Genomic DNA, 23,882 nt, shown 5'->3' on the forward strand with positions numbered 1-23,882 from the left:
CCACTCCGTTCCTCTTTTCCTCCCATGATGCTGACGAGCGCACTTCCAGACCACGAAGACCTGATGCAACGCATCGCCCGCGACTTGATCGACAGCTATGACGAGGAGCTCGAGCTGGAGATCGAAGACCGCAACATCGACGGCCTCGACCCCGCCGCGCATTCGGGCGACAAGGCCGCACGCCAGGCCTACTTCAAGGAACTGTTCCGGCTGCAGGGCGAGCTCGTGAAGCTGCAGGACTGGGTGCAGCACAGCAAGCAGAAGGTGGTCATTCTTTTCGAGGGCCGCGACGCGGCGGGCAAGGGCGGCGTCATCAAGCGCATCACCCAGCGCCTGAATCCGCGCGTGGCCCGCGTGGCCGCGCTGCCCGCGCCCAACGACCGCGAACGCACGCAGTGGTACTTCCAGCGCTATGCCGCGCACCTGCCGGCCGCCGGCGAGATGGTGCTGTTCGACCGCAGCTGGTACAACCGCGCCGGCGTGGAGCGCGTGATGGGCTTCTGCACCGACGACGAGTACGAGGAATTCTTTCGCACCGTGCCGGAGTTCGAGAAGATGCTGGTGCGCTCGGGCATCAAGCTCATCAAGTACTGGTTCTCCATCACCGACGACGAGCAGCACATGCGCTTTCTCGGCCGCATCCACGATCCGCTCAAGCAGTGGAAGCTCAGCCCCATGGATCTCGAAAGCCGCCGCCGCTGGGAGGAATACACCAAGGCGAAGGAAATCATGCTGGAGCGCACCCACATTGCGGAGGCGCCATGGTGGGTGGTGCAGGCGGTCGACAAGAAGAAGGCGCGCCTGAACTGCATCAGCCACCTGCTGGGCCAGCTGCCCTACCAGGAGGTGCCGCATCCGCCGGTGGAACTGCCCGCGCGCGAACGCCATGCCGACTATCTGCGCCAGCCGGTGCCGGCCAGCATGGTCGTGCCGGAGATCTACTAGGGCCTTTTTTGGACCGCCGGTGCTTTGCGTCACACTGCGCCATGGCCCGCCGTTCCACCGCTTCCCTGTTCGCCCGCGCGTATGAGCGCAACCTGAAGGCCCTTACCAAGATCACGCTCGGCAACAGCAAGCGCGTGACGGGCCGGATGCAGCGCGCAACCGCCAAGCGGCTCAAGCCGCCGCCGGGCAAGGGCGACTGGCTCGGCGGCATGGCGCTGGGCCCCGGCGGCGCGCGCGGCTATCACCTGTTCCGCCCGGCCGATCTCAAGCTGGCGCCCGGCGAGAAACTGCCGCTCATGGTCATGCTGCACGGCTGCGGCCAGACCGGGCGCGACTTTGCGGCCAGCACGCGCATGAACGCGCTTGCCGTGCGCCAGCGCTTCCTGGTGCTCTACCTGGAGCAGGACAGGCTGGCCCATCCCCAAGGCTGCTGGAACTGGTATGAGCGGCGATCCGGCAAGGCCGACGCCGAGGCCGCCACCTTGATGGCGGCCATCGACCAGGCCTCGATGCTCTATCCCGTGGATCGTGAACGCATCGCGCTGGCGGGCCTGTCGGCCGGGGCCAGCATGGCGGCGCTGCTGGCCACGCGCTATCCGGCGCGCTTTCGCGCCGTGGTCATGCATTCGGGGGTGGCGCCGGGCGCCGCGAAATCCTCGGCCACGGCCCTGGGCGCGATGCGCGGGCAGCACACGCCGCCGATGCCGACCACCGCGGTCGGCAAGGCCATGGGCGCAGCCGCCGTGTTCGCGAGCTTGCCGCCGATGCTGGTGATCCATGGCGAAGCCGATGCCGTGGTGGCACCGAGCAATGCCATCAGCAGCGCGGCCGTGTGGGCCACGGCCGTGGGCGCCAAGCCGGGGCCCGCGCGCACGCTTCAGCGCGGCAAGCGGCACGCCATGCGGCTGACCGAGTTCCGGCGCAAGGGCCGCACGCTGGTCGTGCTGTGCGAGATCGCAGGACTCGGGCATGCCTGGAGCGGCGGCACTGCCGCTACGCTTTTCAGCGACCCGGCCGGGCCCGATGCCACGCGCATGGTCTGGGCCTTTGCGGCGGCGCAGTTCAGGCGCGCGGCCAGCACCAAGGCGGGCCTTCCAGCGAACGCCTAGGCGGCAGCGCCGCTGCGCGCCGCGGCACGCCATGCGCCCGGTGCCATGCCCATCCGGCGCTTGAAGGCCTTGCTGAAGGCGGCTTCCGATTCGTAGCCCACCGCGCCTGCAATCGCGCCGACGGCCGCATGGCCCTGGCCGAGCATGTTGCCGGCCCTGAACATGCGCCAGTGCGTCAGGTAGTCGAGCGGCGCCTGCCCCACCTTTTCGCGGAAGCGCTGCGCGAATGCCGAGCGCGACAGGCTGGCGGCCGAGGCCAGCGTCTCCACCGTCCAGTCGCGTGCCATGTCCTTGTGCATGGCGCGCAGCGCGGCGCCGATGCGCGTGTCGGCCAGCGCGCCCAGCCAGCCCGCCTGCGCCTGGCCTTGCGTGGCGGCGTGCGCGCGCACCGCCTGCACGAACACGATGTCGGCCAGCCGGCTCACGAGCAGGCCCGAGCCCAGGCCCGGCTCACCCGTTTCCATCGCCAGCAGCTGCAGCGTGCCCTGCAGCGCGATGGCGCGCGCCTCTTCCATCTTCACGTGCAGCAGCACCGGCAGCAGGTCGAGCAGCGGCCGGGCCGCGCGCTGGTCGAAATGGAACCAGCCGCAGATCACCGAGGCCGCGGTGCCGGTGCCGCCCAGTTCGACCACGCCGCCGATGCGGTCGCGCACCACCGAGGCACAACTGACCGTGGGCGTGTCCGGATGGTCGCGCAACACATAGGGCGTGCCATGCGCCAGCACATAGCAGTCGCCCGCGGCCAGGGCCACAGGCTGCGCCACGCCCGGCACTTCGAGCAGGCAGCTGCCGCGCACCACCAAGCCGAAGCGGGCGCTCTCTCCGCCAGCCAGGCTCACGCCCCACGGCGCGCGCGCCTCGAGCCGCGCATAGAGCGCGCTGCGTACGCGCATGGCGGCGAACACGTCATCGAGTGGGTCCATGGAAGCTCCTGTGGCGGTGGACGAATGGACAAGATTGTCGGCTTTACGGGCATTCACTGTCCACCCTTGATGCCGGAAACTGCGGTTTCGCGCTTCCGCTTCGCGAAGCCAGCAAGGACTCCCCATCATGACCACCAGCATCTCTTTTGCCGAACTCGCCGATCGCTACGTCGCCGCCTGGAACGAGACGGACGCCGCAGCGCGCCGGGCCGCCATCGCCCGGCTGTGGGTGCCCGAAGGCGAGCACTACGTGCGCACCCTGCAGGTGAAGGGCTACGAGGCCTTGGAGCAGCGCGTCATCGGCTCGCATGAAAAGAACGTGCAGGGCGGCGGCTTTCGTTTTGTGGCCGCGGGCGATGCGCAGTTCCTGCACGGCACGGTGATGTTCCATTGGCACATGGTTCCGGCCGCCGGCGGGCCCATCGCCGCGCTCGGCCTGGAGTTTCTCCTGCTCGCCGAGGACGGCCGCATCGCGGTGGACTACCAGTTCATCCTGCCGACGCCCGCTGCCTGAGCCCGGCGATGACCTCCGAGGTCATTGCCGTGGCGCCGCCCCAACCCAACACTCGAAGCCATCATGTCGCAGTCATCCAACATCGCTGCTCCGGCAGCCCCGCTCGGTTCCGCCGCCAGCCGCGGCGCCGGCACTCTCGGCCTCTGGGTCATGCTCAGCGGCACCTTCCTGGTGGTGCTGGACTTCTTCATCGTCAACGTGGCGCTGCCCTCGATGCAGCGCGAGCTGCACGCCTCCGCCGGCACCTTGCAGATGGTGGTGGCGGGCTACGGCCTGGCCACGGCCGCGGGGCTGGTGACCGGCGGGCGGCTCGGCGACATGTTCGGCCGGCGCCGCATGTTCATGCTGGGCCTGCTGCTGTTCACGCTGGCGTCCGCTGCCTGCGGCCTGGCGCCCAATGCCGAGCTGCTGGTGGCAGCCCGCGTGCTGCAGGGCCTGGCCGGTGCGCTGCTGCAGCCGCAGGTGCTGGCGATGATCGGCCTGGCCTACACCGGCGACAGCCGTGCGCGCGCCTTTGCGGCCTACGGGCTCACGCTGGGCCTGGGCGCCACGCTTGGCCAGCTGGTGGGCGGGTTGCTGATCCATGCCGACCTGGCCGGACTCGGCTGGCGCAGTTGCTTCCTGATCAACCTGCCGATCGGCCTGCTGGCGCTGGTGCTTGCGCCGCGCGTGATTCCCCCGCTGGCGAACAACAGCGGCAACAGCCGGCTCGACCTGGCCGGCATGCTGCTGGTGGCGGCCAGCTCCGTGGCCGTGGTGCTGCCGCTGGTCGAGGGCCGCGAGCAGGGCTGGCCGCTGTGGAGCTGGCTGTGCCTTGCGGCCGCAGTGCCGTTGTGGGCCGTGTTCGCGCGCCAGCAGCAAAGGCTCGCGGCACGCGGCGGCGCGCCGCTGGTGGCGCCGGCGTTGCTGGCCAACAGCCGCTTCGTCACGGGGCTTTTCACCACGTTGGCCTTCTACATCGGCAATGCCTCGTTCTACTTCGTGCTTGCGCTTTATCTGCAGCAGGGCCTTGCGCTGGATCCGCTCGGCTCGGGCCTGGTCTTCACCGCGCTGGCCATCGGCTTCTTCGCCACCTCAATGGCCGGGGCGCGGCTTGCACGCCGCTTCGGCGGCAGGCCGCCCATTGCGCTCGGCGCCCTCGTGCTGGCCGCGGGGCATGCGCTGCAGCTTGTCAACGTTGCGGGGTGGCCGGGCCATGCGCATGTGGTGGCGTGGATGGTGCCGCTGCTGGCCCTGCAGGGCGCCGGCCTCGGCATGGTGATGGCACCGCTGGTGTCGACCGTGCTGGCCGGGCTGCCTGCGCAGCATGCAGGCGTGGCCTCGGGCGTGCTGTCGATGGTGCAGCAGGCGGGCAACGCGCTGGGGGTGGCGCTGATCGGTATCCTGTTCTACGGGCGGCTGGGCAGTTTGTCGGAGGCGCCGGCTTATGCGGGGGCATTCGGCGCGGCCCTGGCTTACTTGACCATCTCTGCACTGACTGTGGCCGTACTGCATCGAAGGGGCGAGGCAGCATCAGGTGAAGGTTCAGAGTGACGGGAGTGCGGAGAGCTTCGAGGCTACATGCTTGGATGCGGCGATCAAATCACGGACGATGCGTTCATCGACATTCATGTCGCCTTCGTATTCGCCAAGATTCCGTATCTCATGGCCTTTGGCCAACACGCGCCACACCTCAGGCCCCAGTCCCAATGTATGCGGCAGTACCTGAAAGACGATGAAGCGATTGCTCGATCGATAGCCGTGCCAGCGAAGCGCCGCGAGGCACATCGCGTGTGCTGCGTTGTAGACCAGATCGAACCGGCTTTCGAGCGACAGCCGGGCCACCTGCGCATCTTCCAGCCGGGCCAGGCCGGAACGCATCAACCCCGCGAATTCGCGGGCGTCCGGCGGTTCGGCGGAGAGTGGCTTCGTAGGGCCGCAGAGGTTTTCAAGTGGCGAGGGCATCCGCGTCACCGATGATCCAAAGCTTGGGTTGCTCCAGGACGCGGCTCACGAAAGACTCGCCTTCCTTGCGTTTTCGCATCAGTTCTTTTCTTGTGAACATGGTCGGATTCACTGTACGGCCAAGGCGCGCAGAGGCTGCGTCGAGCGCAAGAAAAAGATCCGAATACGCAAGTTCTTCACTGATCAGAAGCAGATCGATGTCGCTCGCTGCGGTGTCGCTTTTTTTGGCGACCGAGCCGAACACGAAGGCTGCCTCGATCTTTTCCGCAAAGGGTTCCAACGCGTCGCGCAGCGGGCCCGCAAGTCCGAAGGTCTTGCGAACGATGCCGCTCAATTCATCGTAGATCGGGGCCGCAGCATTCGCCTGGTAGTGCTTCTGATTGCCGACGCGCGAGGTGACGAGCAGGCCGCTGTCGGTCAGTTGCTTGAGTTCACGTTGCACGGCGCCGGACCCCGCGCCGGTAAGCTTGATCAATTCGCTTGAAAAGAAACTGCGGTCCGGTTGGCCGAAGAGGTAACCGAGCACGCGCTGTTGAGTGGTCGTGAAAAGGGCATCCCCCAGGCTGGCGGGCTTTTCGACGTGCGTTCCTGGTGAAGGTGTGGACTTACCCATTTTGGGTATTATAAAACCCAAAATGGGCTTTTGATGCAAGCCGATCTGGCCGAAGTGGCAAGAAGCAAAACGGCCATGAACGCAAGAAAGTACGCGGTTCGCTGCAATCCCGGCCGGCCGCCCTGAGTACCTCCGTGTACGCCACCCGGCGTATTTCTCGCGGGCGGGCGAATCCGCAGACTCCCCTCCATCGTCCGGCCCGTCCCCGGCGACCAGGTTTCAACCACCCCGGAGCAGGAGTCCACATGCAACGTCGTTTCACCCTCAAGGCGCTCACCGCCGCTGTCGCCCTGGCCAGCATCTCCGCTGCGCCGGCCTTTGCCGCCGACACCATCAAGGTCGGCGTGCTGCACTCGCTGTCGGGCACGATGGCCATCTCGGAAACCGTGTTGAAAGACACGGTGCTGATGGCCATCGACGACATCAACAAGAAGGGCGGCGTGCTGGGCAAGCAGCTCGAGCCCGTGGTGGTCGACCCGGCTTCCAACTGGCCGCTGTTCGCTGAAAAAACCAAGCAGCTGCTCGGCCAGGACAAGGTGTCGGTGATCTTCGGCTGCTGGACCTCGGTGTCGCGCAAGTCGGTGCTGCCGGTGGTCGAGGAAATGAACGGCCTGCTGTTCTATCCGGTGCAGTACGAAGGCGAAGAACTCAGCAAGAACGTGTTTTACACGGGCGCTGCGCCCAACCAGCAAGCCATTCCAGCGGTCGACTACCTGATGAGCAAGGAAGGCGGCGGTGCCAAGCGCTGGGTGCTGCTGGGCACCGACTACGTGTACCCCCGCACCACCAACAAGATCCTGCGCGCCTACCTCAAGAGCAAGGGCGTGAAGGACACCGACATCGACGAGAAGTACACCCCCTTCGGCCACAGCGACTACCAGACCATCGTCGCCGACATCAAGAAGTTCTCGGCCGGCGGCAAGACCGCAGTGGTGTCGACCATCAACGGCGACTCCAACGTGCCGTTCTACAAGGAACTCGGCAACGCCGGCCTCAAGGCCAAGGACGTGCCGGTGGTGGCCTTCTCGGTGGGCGAGGAAGAACTGCGCGGCGTGGACACCAAGCCGCTGGTCGGCCACCTCGCTGCATGGAACTACTTCATGTCGATCAAGAACCCGACCAACACGGCGTTCATCAAGCAGTGGAGCGACTACGCCAAGGCCAAGAACATCGCCGGCCACAAGGACAAGCCGCTCACCAACGATCCGATGGAAGCCACCTGGATCGGCATCCACATGTGGAAGCAGGCGGTCGAGAAGGCCAAGAGCACCGACACCGACAAGGTGATCGCAGCGATGGCCGGCCAGACCTTCACGGCTCCCTCGGGCATCGTCTCGAAGATGGACGAGAAGAACCATCACCTGCACAAGAGCGTGTTCATCGGCGAGATCAAGGCCGACGGCCAGTTCGGCGTGGTGTGGAAGACGCCGGGCCCGGTGAAGGCCAAGCCTTGGAGTCCGTACATCGAAGGCAACGACAAGAAGCCGGATCAGCCGGCTGGCAAGTCGCTGTAAGCGTGTTTCTCCCTCCCCTTTCGGGGGAGGGCAGGGGTGGGGGCAAGCGGCGGTCGAACTGGTCACTGCGCCTGAACGGGCGCCGCGTGCCCCCACCCCAACCCTCCCCCGGAAGGGGAGGGAGCCTTACCAACTTCCATTCTCAAGATGCTTCGACGATCCCTTCACTGTGCACTCGCCGCCATGCTGTTCATGGCAACGGCCGTCCACGCGCTGACCGCCGACGAAGCCCGCGCCATCGCCTCCGGCGAATCCGAATCCCGCATCACCGCGCTCAACCAGGCCGTGCTCACGGCCGACGAGAAGACCGCCGCCTTCATCCAGGCCATGTCCGAAGACGCGGTCAAGTACACCGAAGACAAGGTCTTCGTGATGAAGAATGACAAGGGCTACGACCCCGTGACCGGCGCCGAGCTGAAGGTGCCCGACACGGCCGAGGACGTGGTCAACAACAACCTCATGCGCGGCGCGCTCGATGCCGCGCAGGCCGCGCTCAAGCTCACGAGCAAGGACGACGCGGTGCGCGCCGAAGCCGCGCAGGCGCTCTTCAAGGAGCCCGACGAATCGCGCGTTCCAATGGTCGAGAAGGCGCTGGCCGCCGAGACCAACCCGGGCATCAAGGCGCAGCTCCAGCTGGTGCGCGCCGCCAGCATGCTCACCAGCGCCGACAAGGCCAAGCGCCTTGCCGCCGCCAAGGAGCTTGGCGCCAACAGCAGCCCCGACACCAAGCTGCTGCTCAACCAGCGCCTGGCCGACGAGACCGAGGCCGACGTCAAGGCGGCCATCGTCGCCTCCATTGCCAGCATCGACGGCTCGCTGGTGTGGGGCGACCGCATCAACGCGGTGTTCAGCGGCATCAGCCTGGGCTCGGTGCTGCTGCTGGCCGCGTTGGGCCTGGCCATCACCTACGGGCTGATGGGCGTCATCAACATGGCGCACGGCGAGCTGATGATGATCGGCGCCTACGCCACCTACGTGATGCAGGGCATCTTCCAGCGCTACATGCCCGAGGCGGCGTTCGGCTGGTACCTGGTGGCGGCGATTCCGGTGGCGTTTTTGAGTTCCGCGCTGGTGGGCGCGGTGCTCGAGCGCGGCGTGATCCGCTTCCTCTACGGCCGGCCGCTCGAAACGCTGCTGGCCACCTGGGGCATCAGCCTGATGCTGCAGCAGCTCGTGCGCTCGCTGTTCGGCGCGCAGAACGTCGGCGTGGAAAACCCCGGCTGGATGAGCGGCGGCTTCACCATGCTGAGCAACGTCACGCTGCCGTGGAACCGCATCTGCATCGTCATCTTCGCGGTGCTCGTGCTGCTCGCGATGGGCTGGCTGATCGGCCGCACGCGCCTTGGCCTGTTCGTGCGCGGCGTCACGCAGAACCGCCCGATTGCTTCGTGCATGGGCGTGAACACGGCGCGCGTCGACACCTACGCCTTCGCGCTCGGCTCCGGCATCGCGGGCCTCGCGGGCTGCGCGCTGAGCCAGATCGGCAACGTGGGCCCCGACCTCGGCCAGAGCTACATCGTCGACAGCTTCATGGTGGTGGTGATGGGCGGCGTGGGCCAGCTCGCGGGCACCGTGTATGCGGCCATGGGGCTGGGCATTCTCAACAAGTTCATCGAAGGCTGGGCGGGCGCGGTGCTCGCGAAGATCGCGGTGCTGGTTTTCATCATCATCTTCATCCAGAAGCGGCCTCAGGGCATCTTTGCCATGAAGGGCCGGAGCGCAGAGGCATGAGCAAGGTTGTGTTGCCAACCAAAGGTCCGCTGCTGAGCGGCAAGGGCTGGACAGCCTTCTTCGTCGCGCTGATCGTGGTGTGCGCGGTGGCGCCGGTGCTCAACATCGTGGTGCCGGCCGGCAGCCCGCTGCACATGAGCGACTACGCGGTGGCGCTGGTCGGCAAGATCATGTGCTACGCGATCTGCGCGCTGGCCATGGACCTGATCTGGGGCTACACCGGCATCCTCTCGCTGGGCCATGGCCTCTTCTTCGCGCTCGGCGGCTACATGATGGGCATGTACCTGATGCGCCAGATCGGCCGCGACGGCAACTACAAGAGCGACCTGCCGGACTTCATGGTGTTCCTCGACTGGAAGACGCTGCCCTGGCACTGGACCTTCAGCGACAGCTTCATTGCGACGCTGGTGCTGATCGTCGCGGTGCCGGGCCTGATTGCCTTCGTGTTCGGCTTCTTCGCCTTCCGCTCGCGCATCAAGGGCGTGTATTTCTCGATCATCACGCAGGCCATGACCTTCGCGGCCATGCTGCTGTTCTTCCGCAACGAGACCGGCTTCGGCGGCAACAACGGCTTCACCGATTTCAAGCGCATCCTGGGTATTCCGATCGCCACGCAGGAAATGCGCATGACGCTGTTCGCGCTCACCGGCCTCACGCTGCTGGGCTTCTTCCTGTTTGCCAGGTGGCTCATCGGCAGCAAGTTCGGCCGCGTGCTGCAGGCCATCCGCGACGCCGAAACGCGCGTGATGTTCTCGGGCTACAACCCGCTGCCGTACAAGCTCACGATCTGGGTCATCTCGGCTGTGATGTGCGGCGTGGCCGGTGCGCTGTACGTGCCGCAGGTGGGCATCATCAACCCGGGCGAGATGAGCGCGGCCAATTCCATCGAGATTGCGATCTGGGCTGCGGTGGGCGGGCGCGCCACGCTGATCGGTCCGATCATCGGCGCCTTCATCGTCAACGGCGCGAAGAGCTGGCTCACGGTGGCCTACCCCGAGTACTGGCTGTACTTCCTGGGGGCCTTGTTCATTGCTGTCACGCTGTTCCTGCCGAACGGCATCGTGGGCCTGGTGCGCAAGTGGCTCTCGAGGGAGAAGGCGCCGGCCGGCGTGAGCGCCGGCCGTGCAGAAGCACAGCGTGCCATGGCCGCCGCGCAAGGCGTGGAGCCGGAGGCGCTGCACGCGCCGCTGGTGGCCGAAGCGAAGGGAGCGCGCGCATGACGCCCGACCTGATGGAAGCTGGCGCGGAGCGCGCGGCGCGCGCCCACGGCGTTCCCTATGTGAGCAGCAGCACCGAGTCGGGCGGCCGCGCCGCGGACTTCGGCCGCATCGCCACGCCGGGCGAGGTGGACGTGACGCACGGCCGCATCCTCTACCTCGAAGACGTGAGCGTGAGCTTCGACGGCTTCAAGGCCATCAACAAGCTCTCGCTCGACATTGCGCCGGGTGAGCTGCGCTGCATCATCGGCCCGAACGGCGCGGGCAAGACGACGATGATGGACATCATCACCGGCAAGACGCGGCCCGACGAGGGCACGGTGTTCTTCGGCAGCACCATCGACCTGCTGCGCCATCGCGAGGCCGACATCGCCCAGCTGGGCATCGGCCGCAAGTTCCAGAAGCCGACGGTGTTCGAGCATCTCACCGTGTTCGAGAACCTTGAACTCGCGCTCAAGACCAACAAGGGCGTTCGCGCCTCGATGCTGTTCAGGCTCGACTCGGCGCAGAGCGACCGGCTCGCCGAAGTGCTGCAGACCATTCACCTGGCCGACAGCGTGTCGCGCCTGGCCGGCAACCTGAGCCATGGCCAGAAGCAGTGGCTCGAGATCGGCATGCTGCTGATGCAGGACCCGAAGCTGCTGCTGCTCGACGAGCCCGTGGCCGGCATGACCGACGAGGAAACAGCGCGCACCGCCGAGTTGTTCCTTACGCTCAAGGGCAAGCACTCGCTGATGGTGGTGGAGCACGACATGAGCTTCATCCGCACCATTTCCGAGATCGTCACTGTCTTGTGCGACGGGTCTGTGTTGGCACAAGGCACGCTCGACGAAGTGCAAGCTGACGAGCGTGTGATCGAGGTTTACCTTGGGCGTTGATGTTGTCGTTCTTCGGGGTACGGCGATGGAGGCTGTGCCCTTGACTCCCTCCCTCTCCCTCCGGGAGAGGGCCGGGGTGAGGGCAGGCGGCATCAAAACCACAACCAGCGCCCGGCATGCGGCGCGGTGTGGACGGCCCCTCTGTGCCGCCGAGGAGCGCAGCGTTTTGCGGATCAGGGCTCGCAGCTGTTTGAGCGAAGCGAGTTCTGCGAGACCCCGCGAAACGCGAGCACCGCAGGGCAGCCCGAAGGGCCGGCACAGTGGGGCCGACCGCGCCGTGCCGCATACCGGGCGCTTCCACTAAAGACAAAGGAAGGCGTCCAAAAAATGCTGACAGTCAAGAACATCCACCAGTACTACGGCGGCTCCCACATCCTCCGCGACCTGAGCTTCGAGGCGAAACTCGGCAAGGTCACGGTATTGCTGGGCCGCAACGGCGTAGGCAAGACGACATTGCTCAAGTCGCTGATGGGCCTGGTCCCCATCAGGAGCGGCAGCATCGAGCTCGAAGGCAAGCCGATCCACAAGGCCACCCCTTATGAAAGGGCAAGGGCAGGCATCGGCTTCGTCCCTCAAGGCCGCGAAATCTTCGCCAGGCTCACCGTGGAAGAAAACCTGCGCATGGGCCTCGCCTACAAGAGCGGCAGCACGCCCATCCCGTCGGAATTGTTCGACCTGTTCCCCGTGCTCAAGCAGATGATCAACCGAAGAGGCGGCGATCTCTCCGGCGGGCAGCAGCAGCAGCTTGCGATCGCGCGCGTGCTGGCGCCCAAGCCCAAGCTGCTGATCCTCGACGAGCCGACAGAAGGCATCCAGCCCAGCATCATCAAGGACATCGGCCGCGTCATCCGCATGCTGGCCGACCGCGGCGACATGGCCATCGTGCTGTGCGAGCAGTACTACGACTTCGCCCAGGAACTGGCCGACGACTACCTCGTGATGGAGCGCGGCGAGGTCATTGCGCGCGGCCTCGGCAAGGACATGGAAGCCCAGGGCGTGCGCCAGCTCGTCGCGATCTGACAGCCGGCCGGTCACCCGCCGGCATGCCGGTATCAGCCCCGCAGCATCGCCGTATCGGCAGAAATTCAGGGTTTACCCTAAAATTGGCTCCTGCCCGTCGCCGCCGGGCACCCTCCCAGGAGCCTGGCCTTGAACGCCTCCCCACCCGCACTGGACAGCGCGGACACCGACATTTCCGTTTCATCTCCCGCTGCCGCGCCCGTCAACTTCCTGCGCGCCGTGCTCGCGCTCGGCGTCGGCGGCTTTGCCATCGGCACCGGCGAATTCGTGATCATGGGGCTGCTGCCCGAGGTCGCGAGCGACATCGCCGTCAGCATTCCGCAAGCCGGCCACGTCATCAGCGCCTATGCGCTCGGCGTGGTCATCGGCGCGCCCGTGCTCGCAGTGCTCGCCGCAGGCTGGCGCCGACGCGCTTTGCTGATCGCCCTCATGGCCGTGTTTGCCGCCGGCAACTTCGCCAGCGCGATGGCGCCGGGCTACATGTCGCTTAACCTGCTGCGCTTTGCGACCGGGCTGCCGCACGGCACCTACTTCGGCGTTGCCGCGCTCGTGGCGGCCACGCTCGCGCCGCCCGGGCGCCGCGCGCGCGCCGTGGGCCTCGTGATGCTGGGGCTCACCGGCGCCACGCTGGTCGGCGTGCCGATCGCGGCATGGCTCGGCCAGCTGTTCGGCTGGCGCGCGGCGTTCGTGTTCGTCGGACTCATCGCGCTGGTGGCCGTGGCGCTGCTGCGGCGCGACATCCCCGACCTGGCCGCCCCCGCGGGTGCCAGTCCCTGGCGCGAGCTCGGCGCGCTCAGGCGCAAGCAGGTGTGGTTCACGCTCGGCATCGGCGCCATCGGATTCGGCGGCATGTTCTCGGTGTTCAGCTACATCAAGCCCACGCTCATCGAAGTGGCCGGCCTGCCGCTGGGTGGCGTGCCCTTCGTGCTTGCGCTGTTCGGCCTCGGCATGGTCACCGGCAACCTCGTCGGCTCGCGCCTGGCCGACAAGTCGCTGATGCGCACCATCGGCGGCCTGCTGGTGTATGCGGCATTGGTGCTCGCGATGTTCTCGTTCGCCGCGCATCACGTGGTCACCGCGGCGATCAACGTGTTTCTCATCGGCACCACCGTGGCCATCGGCCCGGCGCTGCAGATCCGCCTGATGGACGTGGCCGGCGACGCGCAGACGCTCGCTGCCGCGCTCAACCATTCCGCCTTCAACATGGCCAATGCGCTGGGCGCCTGGCTCGGCGGCGTGGCCATTGCGGCCGGGCTGGGCTGGACCTCGACCGGGTGGGTGGGTGCGCTGCTCGCGCTGGCAGGCGTGGGCGTGTTCGCCTGGGCGCTGATGAGTGCACGGGCGAGCGCCCGGCCGAACAATGTGGCCTGCGAGGGCTCCGCCGGCTAGCCGGGCCTTCTTCAGGCTTGCGCGGCCAGCGCCCGATAGAGCTTGAGCGCCGTGCGCGCGGTCTGCTCGTCGCAGATCAGCACCGACAGCAGCTTTGCGCGCAGCACCGCTGCAATGATCGGCGCCTTGTTCTCGCCGCCCGAGGCGACGATCACCGTGGGAATGCGCGCCAGCTCTTCGAGCGAGGGCGCGACTACGCGCAGGTTCAGCGCATGCTTCACCGGCTTGCCGTGGCGGTCGAGGAACTGGCCGATGATGTCGCCCACCGCCTTGGCCTGCCGCAGCCCGGCCACGGGCACATCCTTGGGCAGGCCGTAGCGCACCAGCAGCGAGCGCGTGCTCAGGTCGCCCACGCTCAGCAGCGCGACGTCGTTGGCCGCGATCTGGCCGAACGCTTCCTTGAAGACATCTTGTGAAACGATGGTGTCGCGCGACCTGGCGCTGCCCGCGTACAGGGGCGCCGCCAGGTAGCTGCATTGCGCGCCCAGCCGCGCGGCCAGTGCGCTGGCCGTTTCGAAGGTGTTGATCTCCAGGCCGCGCGTCAAGCCGCCCATCATGGAGTTCACGTGCAGGTTGGGCCACTGCCCCGGCGCGACGTGGCGGATCGCTTCGCGCAGCGTGGCGCCCCAGCCCACGCCGAGGCCGCGCACGCGGTGCGTCTCGAGATGCTTCGACAGGTATTCGCCGGCCGTGCGGCCCAGCAGCACCGGAATGAGATCGGGGCTCTCGGGCGTGGGGATGATCACCGCCTCGCGCAGGCCGCACGCCTCGCGCAGCTCTTCCTCGAGCCGCAGGCAGCTCTCGTGCCGCGAGTTGATCTTGATGCTGACGAGCCCGCTTTCGCGCGCCTCGCCCAGCAGGCGGTTCACGCGCAGCCGCGTGAGGCCGAGCCTCGTGGCGATGCCGTCCTGCGTGAGCCCCTCCATGTAGTAGAGCCAGGCCACGCGCACCGCCACCTGATCTTCGTCAGCCATCCGAACGCTCCGCTGTTGTTATCCCCGGATTCTGCCCGCGCCGCCCAAAACCTCGGGTAGTCACCGGCTTGAAACAAATGAATTTCAGAATATACACTTGTTCATTGCAGCCCTATCGGCGCCCTGATCCCCTGGAGACATGAGCGACAACACATCCTTGCTGAAAGCCGCATTGCGCGACGCCGAGGTCACGAAAGAGGTGGTTGTCGAGCGTGCCGCGGCGCATGCGCTGCCCGGCGTCCTGCGGCGCGCGGCGCCCGGTGCGCGCTGGATGATCGTGGCCGACGACACCACGTGGGACATCGCGGGCCAGGCGGCGCAGGCGCTGCTGGAGGCGCAGGGCATCGCGCTTGCGCCGCCCCTGATGCTGCCCGCGCGCCCCCGGCTCAAGCCGCGCGTGGCGGCCTCGGCCACCATCGCGCGCAAGCTCGCCGTGCACGACCTGGTGCCGTTGGCCGTGGGTTCCGGTGTTGTCAACGACCTCGTCAAGCATGCGGCAATGCTCGCTGGCAAGCCGTATGTCTGTTTCGCCACCGCGGCCTCGATGGACGGCTACGCCGCCTCCGGCGCGGCGCTGCTCGACGAAGACGGCTTCAAGCGCACGCTGGCCTGCCCGCCGCCCGTGGCAGTGCTGGCCGACCTCGACGTGCTCGGCGCGGCGCCCGCGCGCATGACGGCCTGGGGCTACGGCGATCTTGCCGGCAAGACCGTGGCCGGTGCCGACTGGCTGCTGGCCGATGCGCTCGGCATCGAGCCCTTGAGCCGCCGGCCCTTCGACATGGTGCAGGCGCACCTGCGCGGATGGCTCGGCGCACCCGGCCGGCTCGCCGCGCGCGAGCCTGAAGCCATGGGCGACCTGATGGCCGGCCTCCTGGTCAGCGGCTTCGCCATGCAGGCCCACGGCAACTCGCGCCCGGCCAGCGGCAGCGACCACCAGTTCTCCCACCTGTGGGAGATGGAGAACCTGCAGGCCGGCGGCGAGCCCGCCGCGCACGGCGCCTGCGTGGGCGTTGGCTGCGTCGCCATGCTGGCGCTGTACGAATGGCTGCTGGCCCGGCCCGACACCGCGCTCGCATCGGCCGCCGGGCAGGCAGAGGATGGCTACGACGACGCCGCACTCTCGCGCGAGATCGACGCCGCATTCGACCGCGAAGAATTCCGCACCGCCGCACGCGGCGAGATGACGGCCAAGCGCGCGGCTGGCGGCCGCCGCGCGCGCATCGAGGGCTTCGCAGGCGTCTGGCCCGTGCTGCGCGGCCAACTTGCCAGCCAGCTCATCGGCGCCAACGACATGCAGCAGCGCCTGCGCACCCTCGGCGCCGCCGCGCACCCGCGCGACCTCGGCATCGCGGGCGCGCGCCTCGCCGCCGACTACCGCCGCGCACGCCTCATCCGGCGGCGCTACACATTGCTCGACCTGCTCGACGACATCGGCTGGCTCGATGCCGCGATCAGCGATCTCTTCAGCCCCGGCGGCTTCTGGGCTGCCTGACCCCAACGATCCACAGGAGACAGCGATGAACTTCAACCGACGCAACGCCCTGGCCACGCTGGCCTTTTCCTCCGCGCTCTGGCTGGCCGGTGCCGCGCCGGCCGCGGCCGAGCCCGTGCAGATCCAGTGGTGGCATGCCATGGGCGGCGCACTCGGCGAGCGGGTCGATGAACTCGTGAAGAACTTCAACGCCTCGCAGCAGAAGTACGCCGTGTCGGCCGTCTACAAGGGCAACTACGACGAGGTCATCAACGGCACCATCGCCGCCTACCGCGCCAAGCGTGCGCCGGCGCTCGTGCAGATCTACGAGCGCGGCTTCATGACCATGCTGCTGTCGGACGCGACGATGCCGGTGCAGGACCTGCTCGACCAGCGCGGCTACAAGGTCGACTGGGCCGATTTCGTGAAGCCCGTGGCCGGCTTCTATAGCTACAAGGGCAAGCTGATGACCATGCCCTTCAACTCGTCTTCGCCCATCCTCTGGTACAACAAGGCGCACTTCGAGAAGGCCGGCTTCGCCAAGCCCGCCGAGACCTGGCAGGAGCTGGAGAAGCAGCTCTACGCCATCAAGCAGAAGGGCATCTCGGCCTGCGGCTCGGTGCTCGCGGGCGACTACCACTGGAGCCTGCTCGAGAACTACAGCGCCATCAACGACCTGCCCTATGCCACCAAGGCCAACGGCTACCAGGGGCTGGACACCGAGTTCGTCTACAACAAGACATCGGTCGTCTCGCAGGTCGCACGCATCAAGAAATGGATCGACGACGACGTGATGCAGATCGCCGGCCAGGGCCTGAGCCCCGAGCAGCTCTTCACATCGGGCAAGTGCTCCACCTACTTTGCCTCGACCGCCGCGCACAGCGGCATCGAACGGGAGTCCAAGATCGACTGGAGCGCCACCTACCTGCCGTGGGAGGATGGCAAGCAGCCCAGGAACAGCACCATCGGCGGCGCGTCGCTGTGGGTCATGAAGGGCCAGAAGCCCGCCGAGTACGAGGCCGTGGCCGCCTTCCTCGACTACCTCGCCAAGCCCGAGACGCAGTTCTGGTGGGTCAAGGCCACGGGCTATGTGCCGCTGACCAACAAGGCCTACCAGCTGGCCAAGTCGCAGGGCTACTACAAGGACCATGCAACGCGCGAGATCGCGATCCTGCAGCTCACGCGCGGCACGCCCACGGCCAACTCCACGGGCTTTCACTTCGGCAACTTCACGCAGACCATGATGGCGCAGCGCGACGAGTTCCAGAACGTGGTGGCCGGCAAGAAGACGCCACAGGTGGCCATGGACGATGCCGTCAAGCGCGGCAACGAGATCCTGCGGCAGTACGAGAAGCTCAACAAGGGCCGCTACTGAAGCGCGGCGCGAGGCAGCATCCATGGCAGCAGCGGCAATCGAAGCGGGCCTGAAGCGCGCGCACTTCAAGGACGTGCGCCTGCCCGTGCTGCTCTTGTTGCCGCAGCTCGCGATCCTGCTGTTCTTCTTTTTCATTCCGTCGTTCCGCGCGCTCGGGCAGGCTTTCTTCCTGTCCGATCCGTTCGGCAACACGGTGCACTTCGTCGGCTTCGACAACTTCGCGCAGCTGCTGCAAAGCGCCACGTACCACGAGTCGGTGCAGGTCACGGTGGTGTTCACCCTCCTGCAGAACCTGCTGACCATTGCGGTGGCGCTGGTGCTGGCCTTTGCGAGCGACCGGGTGATTCGCGGCCGCGGCATCTACAAGGCGATCATCCTGCTGCCCTATGCCATTGCACCGGTCATCGCGGGCATCCTCTGGGCCTTTCTCTTCAACCCGGCGGTCGGCCCGCTCGCACAGGTGCTGCATGCGATCGGCCTCGCGTGGGACCCGAACCGCGTGGGCTCGGACGCGATGATCCTGGTCATCCTGGCCGCTTCGTGGAAGCACGTGTGCTACGACTACATATTTCTGCTTGCCGGCCTGCTGGCCGTGCCTTCTTCATTGCTCGAAGCGGCAGCGGTCGACGGCGCAGGGCCGCTTCGGCGCTTCTTCACCATCGGGCTGCCGCTGCTCATGCCCACGATGTTCTTCTTGGCCGTGATGAACTTCGTCTACGGCTTCTTCGAGATCTTTGCCATCGTCGATGCGGTCACGCAGGGCGGACCGGCCGGTGCGACCAACGTGCTGGTGTTCAAGGTGTATGTCGACGGCTTCATCAACCTCGACCTCGGCTCGTCGGCGGCGCAATCGGTCATCCTGATGATCTTCGCGCTCTTGATGACGCTGCTGCAGTTCCGCTATGTGGAGCGGCGCGTGAGCTACGACGTATGACGCACGGCGCAAAGGATTCATCGCATGGTTGAACGCGCTCCCGTTCTCGACGGCATCTGCCACGCCATTTTGCTGGTGGGCGTGGCCTTCGTCTGCGTGCCGCTCTACCTGGCCTTCGTCGCGGGCTCGCTCACCATTGCAGAAGTGCAGCAGGTGCCGCTGCCGTGGCTGCCCGGCGACCAGTTCGTGCAGAACCTGCGCACCGCGTGGACGCAGGCCAACTTCGGCCGGCTGTTCTTCAATTCGTTTGTCGTGGCGGCGGGCATCACCGTGGGCAAGATCGCGGTGTCTCTGCTGTCGGCCTTTGCCATCACCTACTTCCGCTTCCGCTTTCGCATGACGGCGTTCTGGCTCATCTTCGTGTCGCTGATGCTGCCGATCGAGGTGCGCATTTCGCCCACCTACGAATCGGTGGCGAATGCGGCGCTGCCGCTGCAGTGGGTGGTGGAGGCGCTGCACCTTTCGTCGGCGTGGAATGCCGTCACCGGCCACACGGTCGACATCCAGCTGCAATGGAACATGGTCGACACCTACCCGGGCCTGATCTTGCCGCTGATTGCCTCGGCTTCGGCCACTTTCCTGTTCCGCCAGTTCTTCCTCACCGTGCCCGACGAGCTGTGCGAGGCGTCCCGGCTCGACGGCGCTTCGCCGATGCAGTTCTTCTGGTCGATCCTTTTGCCGCTGTCGCGCTCCAACATCGCGGCGCTGGCAATCATTCTCTTTCTGTACGGCTGGAACCAGTATCTCTGGCCGCTGCTCTTCACCACCGACAAGGACATGGCCACCGCGGTGATCGGCCTCAAGCACCTGATACCGCGCGCCGATTCGCAGCCGGCCTGGAACGTGGCGATGAGCGCCGCGCTCCTCACGATGCTGCCGCCCATCGTCGTGGTGGTGGCGCTGCAGCGTTCGTTCGTCAAGGGGCTGATGGACAGCAGCAAATAAGGCAAAGGACATGGCAGCAATGATCATCGTGGGACACCGCGGCGCGCGGAACCTCTGGCCGGAGAACAGCATGAGCGGCTTTCGCCGCCTGATCGCGCTGGGCGCCGACGCGGTCGAGTTCGACGTGCAGGAAACGCGCGACGGCAAGGCCGTGGTCATCCACGATCCGCTGCTCGACCGCACCACCGAAGGCGCGGGCCCGGTGCGCGACCATGACGCGGCCGAGGTGCTGGCCATGCGCCTGCGCAGGGGGCAGGGGGTGCAGGAGCAACAGCGTGGCGATGAAACCGACGAATGCGTACCCTCGCTGGCCGAAGTGCTGAAGCTCTTCGCGCCCACCCGCATGGAACTGCATGTCGAGATCAAGTCCGACGCCGCCGGCGAACTGCCGCCCGGCGCCATCGCGCGCACGGTGCAGGCGCTGCACGATGCGGGCGTGGCCGAGCGCAGCATCCTGACCTGCTTCGTGCCCGAGGTGCTGGCGCAGGTGCTCGCGCATTGGCCGCGCGGGCGCGTGCTGGCTTCGCTCGACCATCGCTCGGCTGAAATGCTCGGCGGCATCACGCGGGCGCTGGCGCGCTACGCGGCGCTGCCGGGCTGCATCGTCGCGGTCGAGAAAAAATTGCTGGCCGCCACCTGGCCGCAGTGCCTGGCCGCGCTCGGCAGCGAACGGCTGGGTGCCTGGGTGATCAACGAGCCCGATGAAATTGCACAATGGCTCACCATGCCCATGCGCCAGATCACCACCGACCGACCCGACCTGGCGCTGGCCGCGCGCGCAAGGACATGAAGGTCTCGCGCCGCCGCCTGCTGCTCGGCGGAGTGGCCGCCGCATCGCTGGGCCAGCCGTTCCTCCGGCTTCACGCACAGCAGGCCTCGCGCGAGTTTCCGTTCACGCTGGGCGTGGCATCCGGCAGCCCCAGGCCCGACGGCATGGTGCTGTGGACCCGGCTGGCGCCCGATCCGCTGCAGGGCGGCGGCATGGGCGAGGCCTCGGTCGACGTGCAGTGGGAAGTGGCACATGACGAGGGCTTTGCACGCATCGCGGCAAAGGGCAGGGCAACGGCCGTTGCGGCGCTCGCGCATTCGGTGCACGTCGAGGTGCAGGGCCTCGCACCCGGCCGGCCGTACTGGTACCGCTTCACGGCCGATGGCGCGCGCAGCCCTGCCGGCCGCACCCGCACCGCGCCGGCCGAAACCGATGCCGCGACGCAGCCGCTGCGCTTTGCCTTCGCGTCGTGCCAGCAGTACGAGCAGGGCTACTACGCGGCCTACCGCGACATGGCCATGCAGCCTTTCGACTTCGTCGTGCACCTGGGCGACTACATCTACGAAAGCTCCTGGGGCTCGCGCCATGTGCGCCACCACCAGGGCGGCATCCCCACGCAGCTCGGCGAGTTCCGCGACCGCTATGCGCTCTACAAGACCGACCCGCACCTGCAGGCCGCGCACGCCGCGTTCCCCTGGCTCGTGACCTGGGACGACCACGAGGTGGCCAACGACTACACCGACGACGTCTCGCCGCGCAGCATCGATCCCGCGCAGTTCCTTGCGATCCGCGCCGCGGCCTACCAGGCGTGGTACGAGCACATGCCCGTGCCCGCCAGCATGCGGCCGACCGGTGCCGCGGCCACCATCTACGGCCGCCATCGCTTCGGCCGCATGCTCGACGTGTTCCTGCTCGATGGGCGGCAGTACCGCTCGCACCACGCCTGCCTTGCGGGCCGCAGCGCCTCGCCCTTGGCCGACTGCGCCGACCGGTTGGCGCCGGAGCGCAGCTTCCTCGGCGCGAAGCAGGAGGCCTGGCTCGCGAACGAACTGGCCGCGCCACCGGCCCGGTGGACCGTGATCGCCCAGCCCACGCTGCTGGCCGAGGCCGACCGCAAGCGTGGCCCCGAGCACGGCTACTGGATGGACGGCTGGGACGGCTATGCCGCCTCGCGCGCGCGCCTGCTCGACGGCCTGGCCGCGAACAAGGCGCGCGGCGGCGACGCGCTGGTCATCAGCGGCGACGTGCATGCCTTCTGGGCCGCCGACCTGCGACGCGAGCCGCAAGGCCCGGCGGTGGCGACCGAGTTCGTCGGCGGCGCCATCACCTCCGAAGGCCCCAGCGCCGCCAACGTGGCCCACATGCTCGCCAAGAACGACCACCTGCGCTACGGCCGCGGCGACAAGCGCGGCTATGCGCACATGGCGCTCGACGCGCGCGGCTGCACGGTCGAGTTCCGCGCCGTGGACGACGAAAAGGCCGCAGACGCCGCCGTCGCGCCGATGGCGCGCTTTGCGGTGGAGCGCGGCGCGCCCGGCGTGCATCTTGAAAGCACCTGAGCGCTGCAGCCTTGCGCCGTCGTGACTATGATGGCCGTCGCCTTTCCATCGTCCGGAGCGACACCCCCATGAGCATTCCGACCACCCGACTCGGCCGCACCGGCCTCACCGTCTCGCGCCTTGCGCTCGGCACCATGACCTTCGGCCTGCAGACCGACGAGGCCGTGTCGCACCGCATCCTCGACAAGGCCGCCGAGGGCGGCATCAACTTTCTCGATACCGCCGACGTGTACCCGCTCGGTGGCACTGTCGAAACCACCGGCCGCACCGAGGAAATCATCGGCCGCTGGCTGCAGAAGCAAGGCCCCGCGGGCCGCCGCCGCTTCGTGGTCGCCACCAAGGCCGTCGGCAAGGTCGGCCCCAACAGCTGGGACCAGGGCGCCTCGCGCAAGCACCTGCTCGATGCCATCGATGCCTCCTTGAAGCGGCTGCAGACTGACCATGTCGACCTGTACCAGCTGCACAGCGACGACCGCGAGACGCCGCTCGAAGAGAGCCTGGAGGCGCTCGACGTCATCGTCAAGTCGGGCCGCGCGCGCTACATCGGCGTGTCCAACTTCCTGGCCTACCGGCTGGCCCGCGCGCTCGGCAAGGCCGAGCTGCACAAGCTCACGCGCTTTGTGTCGGTGCAGCCGCGCTACAGCCTGCTGTTCCGCGAAATCGAACGCGAGCTGCTGCCGCTCACGGGCGAAGAAGGCCTGGGCGTGATTCCCTACAACCCGCTGGCCGGCGGCCTCTTGACCGGCAAGTACAAGCCCGGCGCCACGCCCGAGCAGAACACCCGCTTCACGCTCGGCACGGCCGGCGGCATGTACCAGGACCGCTACTGGAACGAGCGCAGCTTCAACACCGTGACGCAGCTGCACAAGCTGGCCGACGAAGCCGGCGTACCGCTGGCCACGCTGGCGGTGGCCTGGGTCATGGCCAATCCGCGCATCACCGCGCCGCTGCTCGGCGCCAGCCGGCCCGAGCAGCTCGACGCCACGCTGGCCGCGGCCGACTACAAGCTGGACCCGGCGCTGAAGCAGAAGCTCGACGAGCTGACGGCCGAATACCGCAAGGGCGACGCGCCCAGGTAGGCAGCCAAGGAGTGAACCCCCCAAAACTCGCGCGGCCGCCATGGCTCAGCTGATGTCGCTGCTGGTGCAGAACGCGATCGCGATCGTCTTCGCGGCGAGCTTTGCCGCGCGCCTCGGACTGCCGGTGCCCGCGGCCGCGGTGCTGGTGGTGTCGGGTGCGCTGCTGGCGGCCGGCAATGTCTCGGTGGCGGGCGTGGTGGTGGCGGCGGTGCTGGCCAACGTGCTCGGCGACGGCGCCTGGTTCTATGCCGGGCGCCGCTTCGGCTACCGCTTCATGCGCCTTCTGTGCCGCATCTCGCTGTCGCCCGATTCATGCGTGCGGCGCGGCGAGTCGCTCATCGGCCGATGGGGCGGCCTCTCTCTGGTGGCCGCCAAGTTCGTGCCGGGCGTGTCGGTGGTTGCGCCGCCGATGGCCGGTGCGCTGGGCATGTCGGTGTGGCGCTTCATCGGCTTCGACATTGGTGCCGCGCTGGTCTGGACCGGCGTCTTCCTCGGGCTGGGCTGGGCCTTTCGCGACCAGATCCAGGAGGTGTTGGCCATGCTGGCCCAGGCCGGCGGTATCGCCACCCTGGCGCTGGTGGTGGTGCTGGCCGTGCTGCTGGCGGTGCGCTACTGGCGTCGGCGTGCCTTCATGCGGCTCACCGGCATGCCGCGCATCAGCGTGGACGAACTGCACGAACTGCTCGCGAGCGAGGCGCCGCCGCTGGTGATCGACGTGCGCGGGGAGGCCGGCGTGCAGGTCGATCCGCGCCGCATTCCCGGGGCGCTGGCGTACACGCTCAAGGCGCTGCAGCAGCGGCATCCGGAACTGCCGCTCGTCGGCGGGCGCGACGTGGTCCTCTATTGCAACTGCCCCAACGAGGTGTCGGCCGCCCTGGCCGCGCGGGTGCTGCTGGCGCGCGGTGCGCGGCGCGCGCTGCCGCTGACGGGCGGGCTCGACGCCTGGGTGGCCTCGGGCCGGCCGACCAGCCTGCACTGA

The 23,882-nt window shown here is 67.6% G+C and carries 22 protein-coding genes; 18 read left to right on the forward strand and 4 right to left on the reverse strand.

The features are described 5' to 3' along the window. Nucleotides 1-27: 27 nt before the first annotated feature. Both ppk2 and QFZ47_RS18795 read left to right on the forward strand, forming a co-directional pair. A complete protein-coding gene (gene ppk2, locus QFZ47_RS18790) occupies nt 28-945 on the forward strand; it encodes a polyphosphate kinase 2 (RefSeq protein WP_370880642.1) in 918 nt (305 codons plus the stop codon). Between the two features lie 41 nt (nt 946-986). Continuing rightward, entirely contained in the window at nt 987-2,054 is a 1,068-nt protein-coding gene (locus QFZ47_RS18795) for an extracellular catalytic domain type 1 short-chain-length polyhydroxyalkanoate depolymerase (RefSeq protein ID WP_307657054.1), read from the forward strand. Here the strand turns inward: QFZ47_RS18795 and QFZ47_RS18800 are convergent. Continuing rightward, nucleotides 2,051-2,977: an AraC family transcriptional regulator gene (locus tag QFZ47_RS18800; protein ID WP_307657055.1), complete on the reverse strand. Its 927-nt coding sequence runs from the start codon at nt 2,975-2,977 to the stop codon at nt 2,051-2,053. The two genes, QFZ47_RS18795 and QFZ47_RS18800, sit on opposite strands and share 4 nt — an antisense overlap. 127 nt (nt 2,978-3,104) lie before the next feature. Between QFZ47_RS18800 and QFZ47_RS18805 the strand changes: the two genes are divergently transcribed. Both QFZ47_RS18805 and QFZ47_RS18810 read left to right on the forward strand, forming a co-directional pair. Next, nucleotides 3,105-3,491 (forward strand): hypothetical protein, encoded by a 387-nt coding sequence (locus tag QFZ47_RS18805; RefSeq protein ID WP_307657056.1) that lies wholly within the window; start codon nt 3,105-3,107, stop codon nt 3,489-3,491. Nucleotides 3,492-3,554: 63 nt separating this feature from the next. Beyond that, nucleotides 3,555-5,024, forward strand: a complete 1,470-nt coding sequence (locus QFZ47_RS18810; protein WP_307657057.1) for an MFS transporter — start codon at nt 3,555-3,557, stop codon at nt 5,022-5,024. Here the strand turns inward: QFZ47_RS18810 and QFZ47_RS18815 are convergent. Together QFZ47_RS18815 and QFZ47_RS18820 are read right to left on the reverse strand one after the other, a co-directional pair. After that, nucleotides 5,016-5,435: a hypothetical protein gene (locus QFZ47_RS18815; protein ID WP_307658970.1), complete on the reverse strand. Its 420-nt coding sequence runs from the start codon at nt 5,433-5,435 to the stop codon at nt 5,016-5,018. The genes QFZ47_RS18810 and QFZ47_RS18815 overlap by 9 nt on opposite strands. Then, a complete protein-coding gene (locus QFZ47_RS18820; RefSeq protein ID WP_307657058.1) occupies nt 5,419-6,048 on the reverse strand; it encodes a nucleotidyltransferase domain-containing protein in 630 nt (209 codons plus the stop codon). The genes QFZ47_RS18815 and QFZ47_RS18820 overlap by 17 nt, the downstream gene beginning before the upstream one ends. Nucleotides 6,049-6,293: 245 nt before the next feature. Here QFZ47_RS18820 and urtA point away from each other — a divergent pair, with 245 nt between their 5' ends. The 6 genes from urtA to QFZ47_RS18850 all read left to right on the forward strand — a co-directional run bounded on the left by urtA (nt 6,294) and on the right by QFZ47_RS18850 (nt 13,797). Beyond that, nucleotides 6,294-7,562, forward strand: a complete 1,269-nt coding sequence (gene urtA / locus QFZ47_RS18825) for an urea ABC transporter substrate-binding protein (protein WP_307657059.1) — start codon at nt 6,294-6,296, stop codon at nt 7,560-7,562. Between the two features lie 183 nt (nt 7,563-7,745). Beyond that, entirely contained in the window at nt 7,746-9,293 is a 1,548-nt protein-coding gene (urtB, locus tag QFZ47_RS18830; RefSeq protein WP_307657060.1) for an urea ABC transporter permease subunit UrtB, read from the forward strand. Continuing rightward, nucleotides 9,290-10,513, forward strand: coding sequence for an urea ABC transporter permease subunit UrtC (gene urtC, locus QFZ47_RS18835; RefSeq protein WP_307657061.1), 1,224 nt, complete (start codon nt 9,290-9,292; stop codon nt 10,511-10,513). Before urtB ends, urtC begins: the two co-directional genes overlap by 4 nt. Next, nucleotides 10,510-11,388 (forward strand): urea ABC transporter ATP-binding protein UrtD, encoded by an 879-nt coding sequence (gene urtD, locus QFZ47_RS18840; RefSeq protein WP_307657062.1) that lies wholly within the window; start codon nt 10,510-10,512, stop codon nt 11,386-11,388. Before urtC ends, urtD begins: the two co-directional genes overlap by 4 nt. Before the next feature lie 327 nt (nt 11,389-11,715). After that, entirely contained in the window at nt 11,716-12,408 is a 693-nt protein-coding gene (gene urtE, locus QFZ47_RS18845; protein WP_307657063.1) for an urea ABC transporter ATP-binding subunit UrtE, read from the forward strand. A gap of 129 nt (nt 12,409-12,537) precedes the next feature. Then, nucleotides 12,538-13,797, forward strand: coding sequence for an MFS transporter (locus QFZ47_RS18850; protein WP_307657064.1), 1,260 nt, complete (start codon nt 12,538-12,540; stop codon nt 13,795-13,797). An 11-nt stretch (nt 13,798-13,808) separates the two neighbouring features. Here the strand turns inward: QFZ47_RS18850 and QFZ47_RS18855 are convergent, their stop codons facing one another. Continuing rightward, a complete protein-coding gene (locus QFZ47_RS18855) occupies nt 13,809-14,771 on the reverse strand; it encodes a sugar-binding transcriptional regulator (RefSeq protein WP_307657065.1) in 963 nt (320 codons plus the stop codon). Between the two features lie 139 nt (nt 14,772-14,910). On the opposite strand from QFZ47_RS18855, the gene QFZ47_RS18860 reads away from it, so the two are divergent. From QFZ47_RS18860 to QFZ47_RS18895, 8 genes are all read left to right on the forward strand, one after another. After that, a complete protein-coding gene (locus QFZ47_RS18860) occupies nt 14,911-16,263 on the forward strand; it encodes a sn-glycerol-1-phosphate dehydrogenase (protein ID WP_307657066.1) in 1,353 nt (450 codons plus the stop codon). A gap of 25 nt (nt 16,264-16,288) precedes the next feature. Next, nucleotides 16,289-17,617, forward strand: coding sequence for an extracellular solute-binding protein (locus QFZ47_RS18865; RefSeq protein ID WP_307657067.1), 1,329 nt, complete (start codon nt 16,289-16,291; stop codon nt 17,615-17,617). Nucleotides 17,618-17,639: 22 nt separating this feature from the next. Beyond that, nucleotides 17,640-18,551, forward strand: coding sequence for an ABC transporter permease subunit (locus QFZ47_RS18870; protein WP_307657068.1), 912 nt, complete (start codon nt 17,640-17,642; stop codon nt 18,549-18,551). Nucleotides 18,552-18,575: 24 nt separating this feature from the next. Then, entirely contained in the window at nt 18,576-19,496 is a 921-nt protein-coding gene (locus QFZ47_RS18875; RefSeq protein ID WP_307657069.1) for an ABC transporter permease subunit, read from the forward strand. Between the two features lie 10 nt (nt 19,497-19,506). Further along, on the forward strand, nt 19,507-20,286 hold the full coding sequence (locus tag QFZ47_RS18880) for a glycerophosphodiester phosphodiesterase family protein (protein ID WP_307657070.1): 780 nt from the start codon (nt 19,507-19,509) through the stop codon (nt 20,284-20,286). Further along, complete coding sequence (locus QFZ47_RS18885; protein WP_307657071.1) at nt 20,283-21,824, forward strand: alkaline phosphatase D family protein; 1,542 nt, start codon at nt 20,283-20,285, stop codon at nt 21,822-21,824. Before QFZ47_RS18880 ends, QFZ47_RS18885 begins: the two co-directional genes overlap by 4 nt. 68 nt (nt 21,825-21,892) lie before the next feature. Beyond that, on the forward strand, nt 21,893-22,903 hold the full coding sequence (locus QFZ47_RS18890) for an aldo/keto reductase (RefSeq protein WP_307657072.1): 1,011 nt from the start codon (nt 21,893-21,895) through the stop codon (nt 22,901-22,903). Nucleotides 22,904-22,943: 40 nt separating this feature from the next. Beyond that, on the forward strand, nt 22,944-23,882 hold the full coding sequence (locus QFZ47_RS18895) for a VTT domain-containing protein (protein WP_307657073.1): 939 nt from the start codon (nt 22,944-22,946) through the stop codon (nt 23,880-23,882).

Origin of the sequence: Variovorax paradoxus, from assembly GCF_030815975.1 — a bacterium.
In the GTDB taxonomy this organism is placed as follows: Bacteria; Pseudomonadota; Gammaproteobacteria; order Burkholderiales; family Burkholderiaceae_C; genus Variovorax; species Variovorax paradoxus_N.

Coding starts and splice junctions, on each gene's coding strand:
- QFZ47_RS18880 (WP_307657070.1), top strand. CDS start 19,507: ATGGCAGCAATGATCATCGTGGGACACCGCGGCGCGCGGAACCTCTGG.
- QFZ47_RS18855 (WP_307657065.1), bottom strand. CDS start 14,771: ATGGCTGACGAAGATCAGGTGGCGGTGCGCGTGGCCTGGCTCTACTAC.
- QFZ47_RS18805 (WP_307657056.1), top strand. CDS start 3,105: ATGACCACCAGCATCTCTTTTGCCGAACTCGCCGATCGCTACGTCGCC.
- QFZ47_RS18795 (WP_307657054.1), top strand. CDS start 987: ATGGCCCGCCGTTCCACCGCTTCCCTGTTCGCCCGCGCGTATGAGCGC.
- QFZ47_RS18865 (WP_307657067.1), top strand. CDS start 16,289: ATGAACTTCAACCGACGCAACGCCCTGGCCACGCTGGCCTTTTCCTCC.
- urtC (WP_307657061.1), top strand. CDS start 9,290: ATGAGCAAGGTTGTGTTGCCAACCAAAGGTCCGCTGCTGAGCGGCAAG.
- QFZ47_RS18875 (WP_307657069.1), top strand. CDS start 18,576: ATGGTTGAACGCGCTCCCGTTCTCGACGGCATCTGCCACGCCATTTTG.
- QFZ47_RS18810 (WP_307657057.1), top strand. CDS start 3,555: ATGTCGCAGTCATCCAACATCGCTGCTCCGGCAGCCCCGCTCGGTTCC.
- urtA (WP_307657059.1), top strand. CDS start 6,294: ATGCAACGTCGTTTCACCCTCAAGGCGCTCACCGCCGCTGTCGCCCTG.
- QFZ47_RS18885 (WP_307657071.1), top strand. CDS start 20,283: ATGAAGGTCTCGCGCCGCCGCCTGCTGCTCGGCGGAGTGGCCGCCGCA.
- urtE (WP_307657063.1), top strand. CDS start 11,716: ATGCTGACAGTCAAGAACATCCACCAGTACTACGGCGGCTCCCACATC.
- QFZ47_RS18820 (WP_307657058.1), bottom strand. CDS start 6,048: ATGGGTAAGTCCACACCTTCACCAGGAACGCACGTCGAAAAGCCCGCC.
- QFZ47_RS18870 (WP_307657068.1), top strand. CDS start 17,640: ATGGCAGCAGCGGCAATCGAAGCGGGCCTGAAGCGCGCGCACTTCAAG.
- ppk2 (WP_370880642.1), top strand. CDS start 28: ATGCTGACGAGCGCACTTCCAGACCACGAAGACCTGATGCAACGCATC.
- QFZ47_RS18890 (WP_307657072.1), top strand. CDS start 21,893: ATGAGCATTCCGACCACCCGACTCGGCCGCACCGGCCTCACCGTCTCG.
- QFZ47_RS18860 (WP_307657066.1), top strand. CDS start 14,911: ATGAGCGACAACACATCCTTGCTGAAAGCCGCATTGCGCGACGCCGAG.
- QFZ47_RS18895 (WP_307657073.1), top strand. CDS start 22,944: ATGGCTCAGCTGATGTCGCTGCTGGTGCAGAACGCGATCGCGATCGTC.
- urtB (WP_307657060.1), top strand. CDS start 7,746: ATGCTGTTCATGGCAACGGCCGTCCACGCGCTGACCGCCGACGAAGCC.
- QFZ47_RS18815 (WP_307658970.1), bottom strand. CDS start 5,435: ATGCCCTCGCCACTTGAAAACCTCTGCGGCCCTACGAAGCCACTCTCC.
- QFZ47_RS18800 (WP_307657055.1), bottom strand. CDS start 2,977: ATGGACCCACTCGATGACGTGTTCGCCGCCATGCGCGTACGCAGCGCG.
- urtD (WP_307657062.1), top strand. CDS start 10,510: ATGACGCCCGACCTGATGGAAGCTGGCGCGGAGCGCGCGGCGCGCGCC.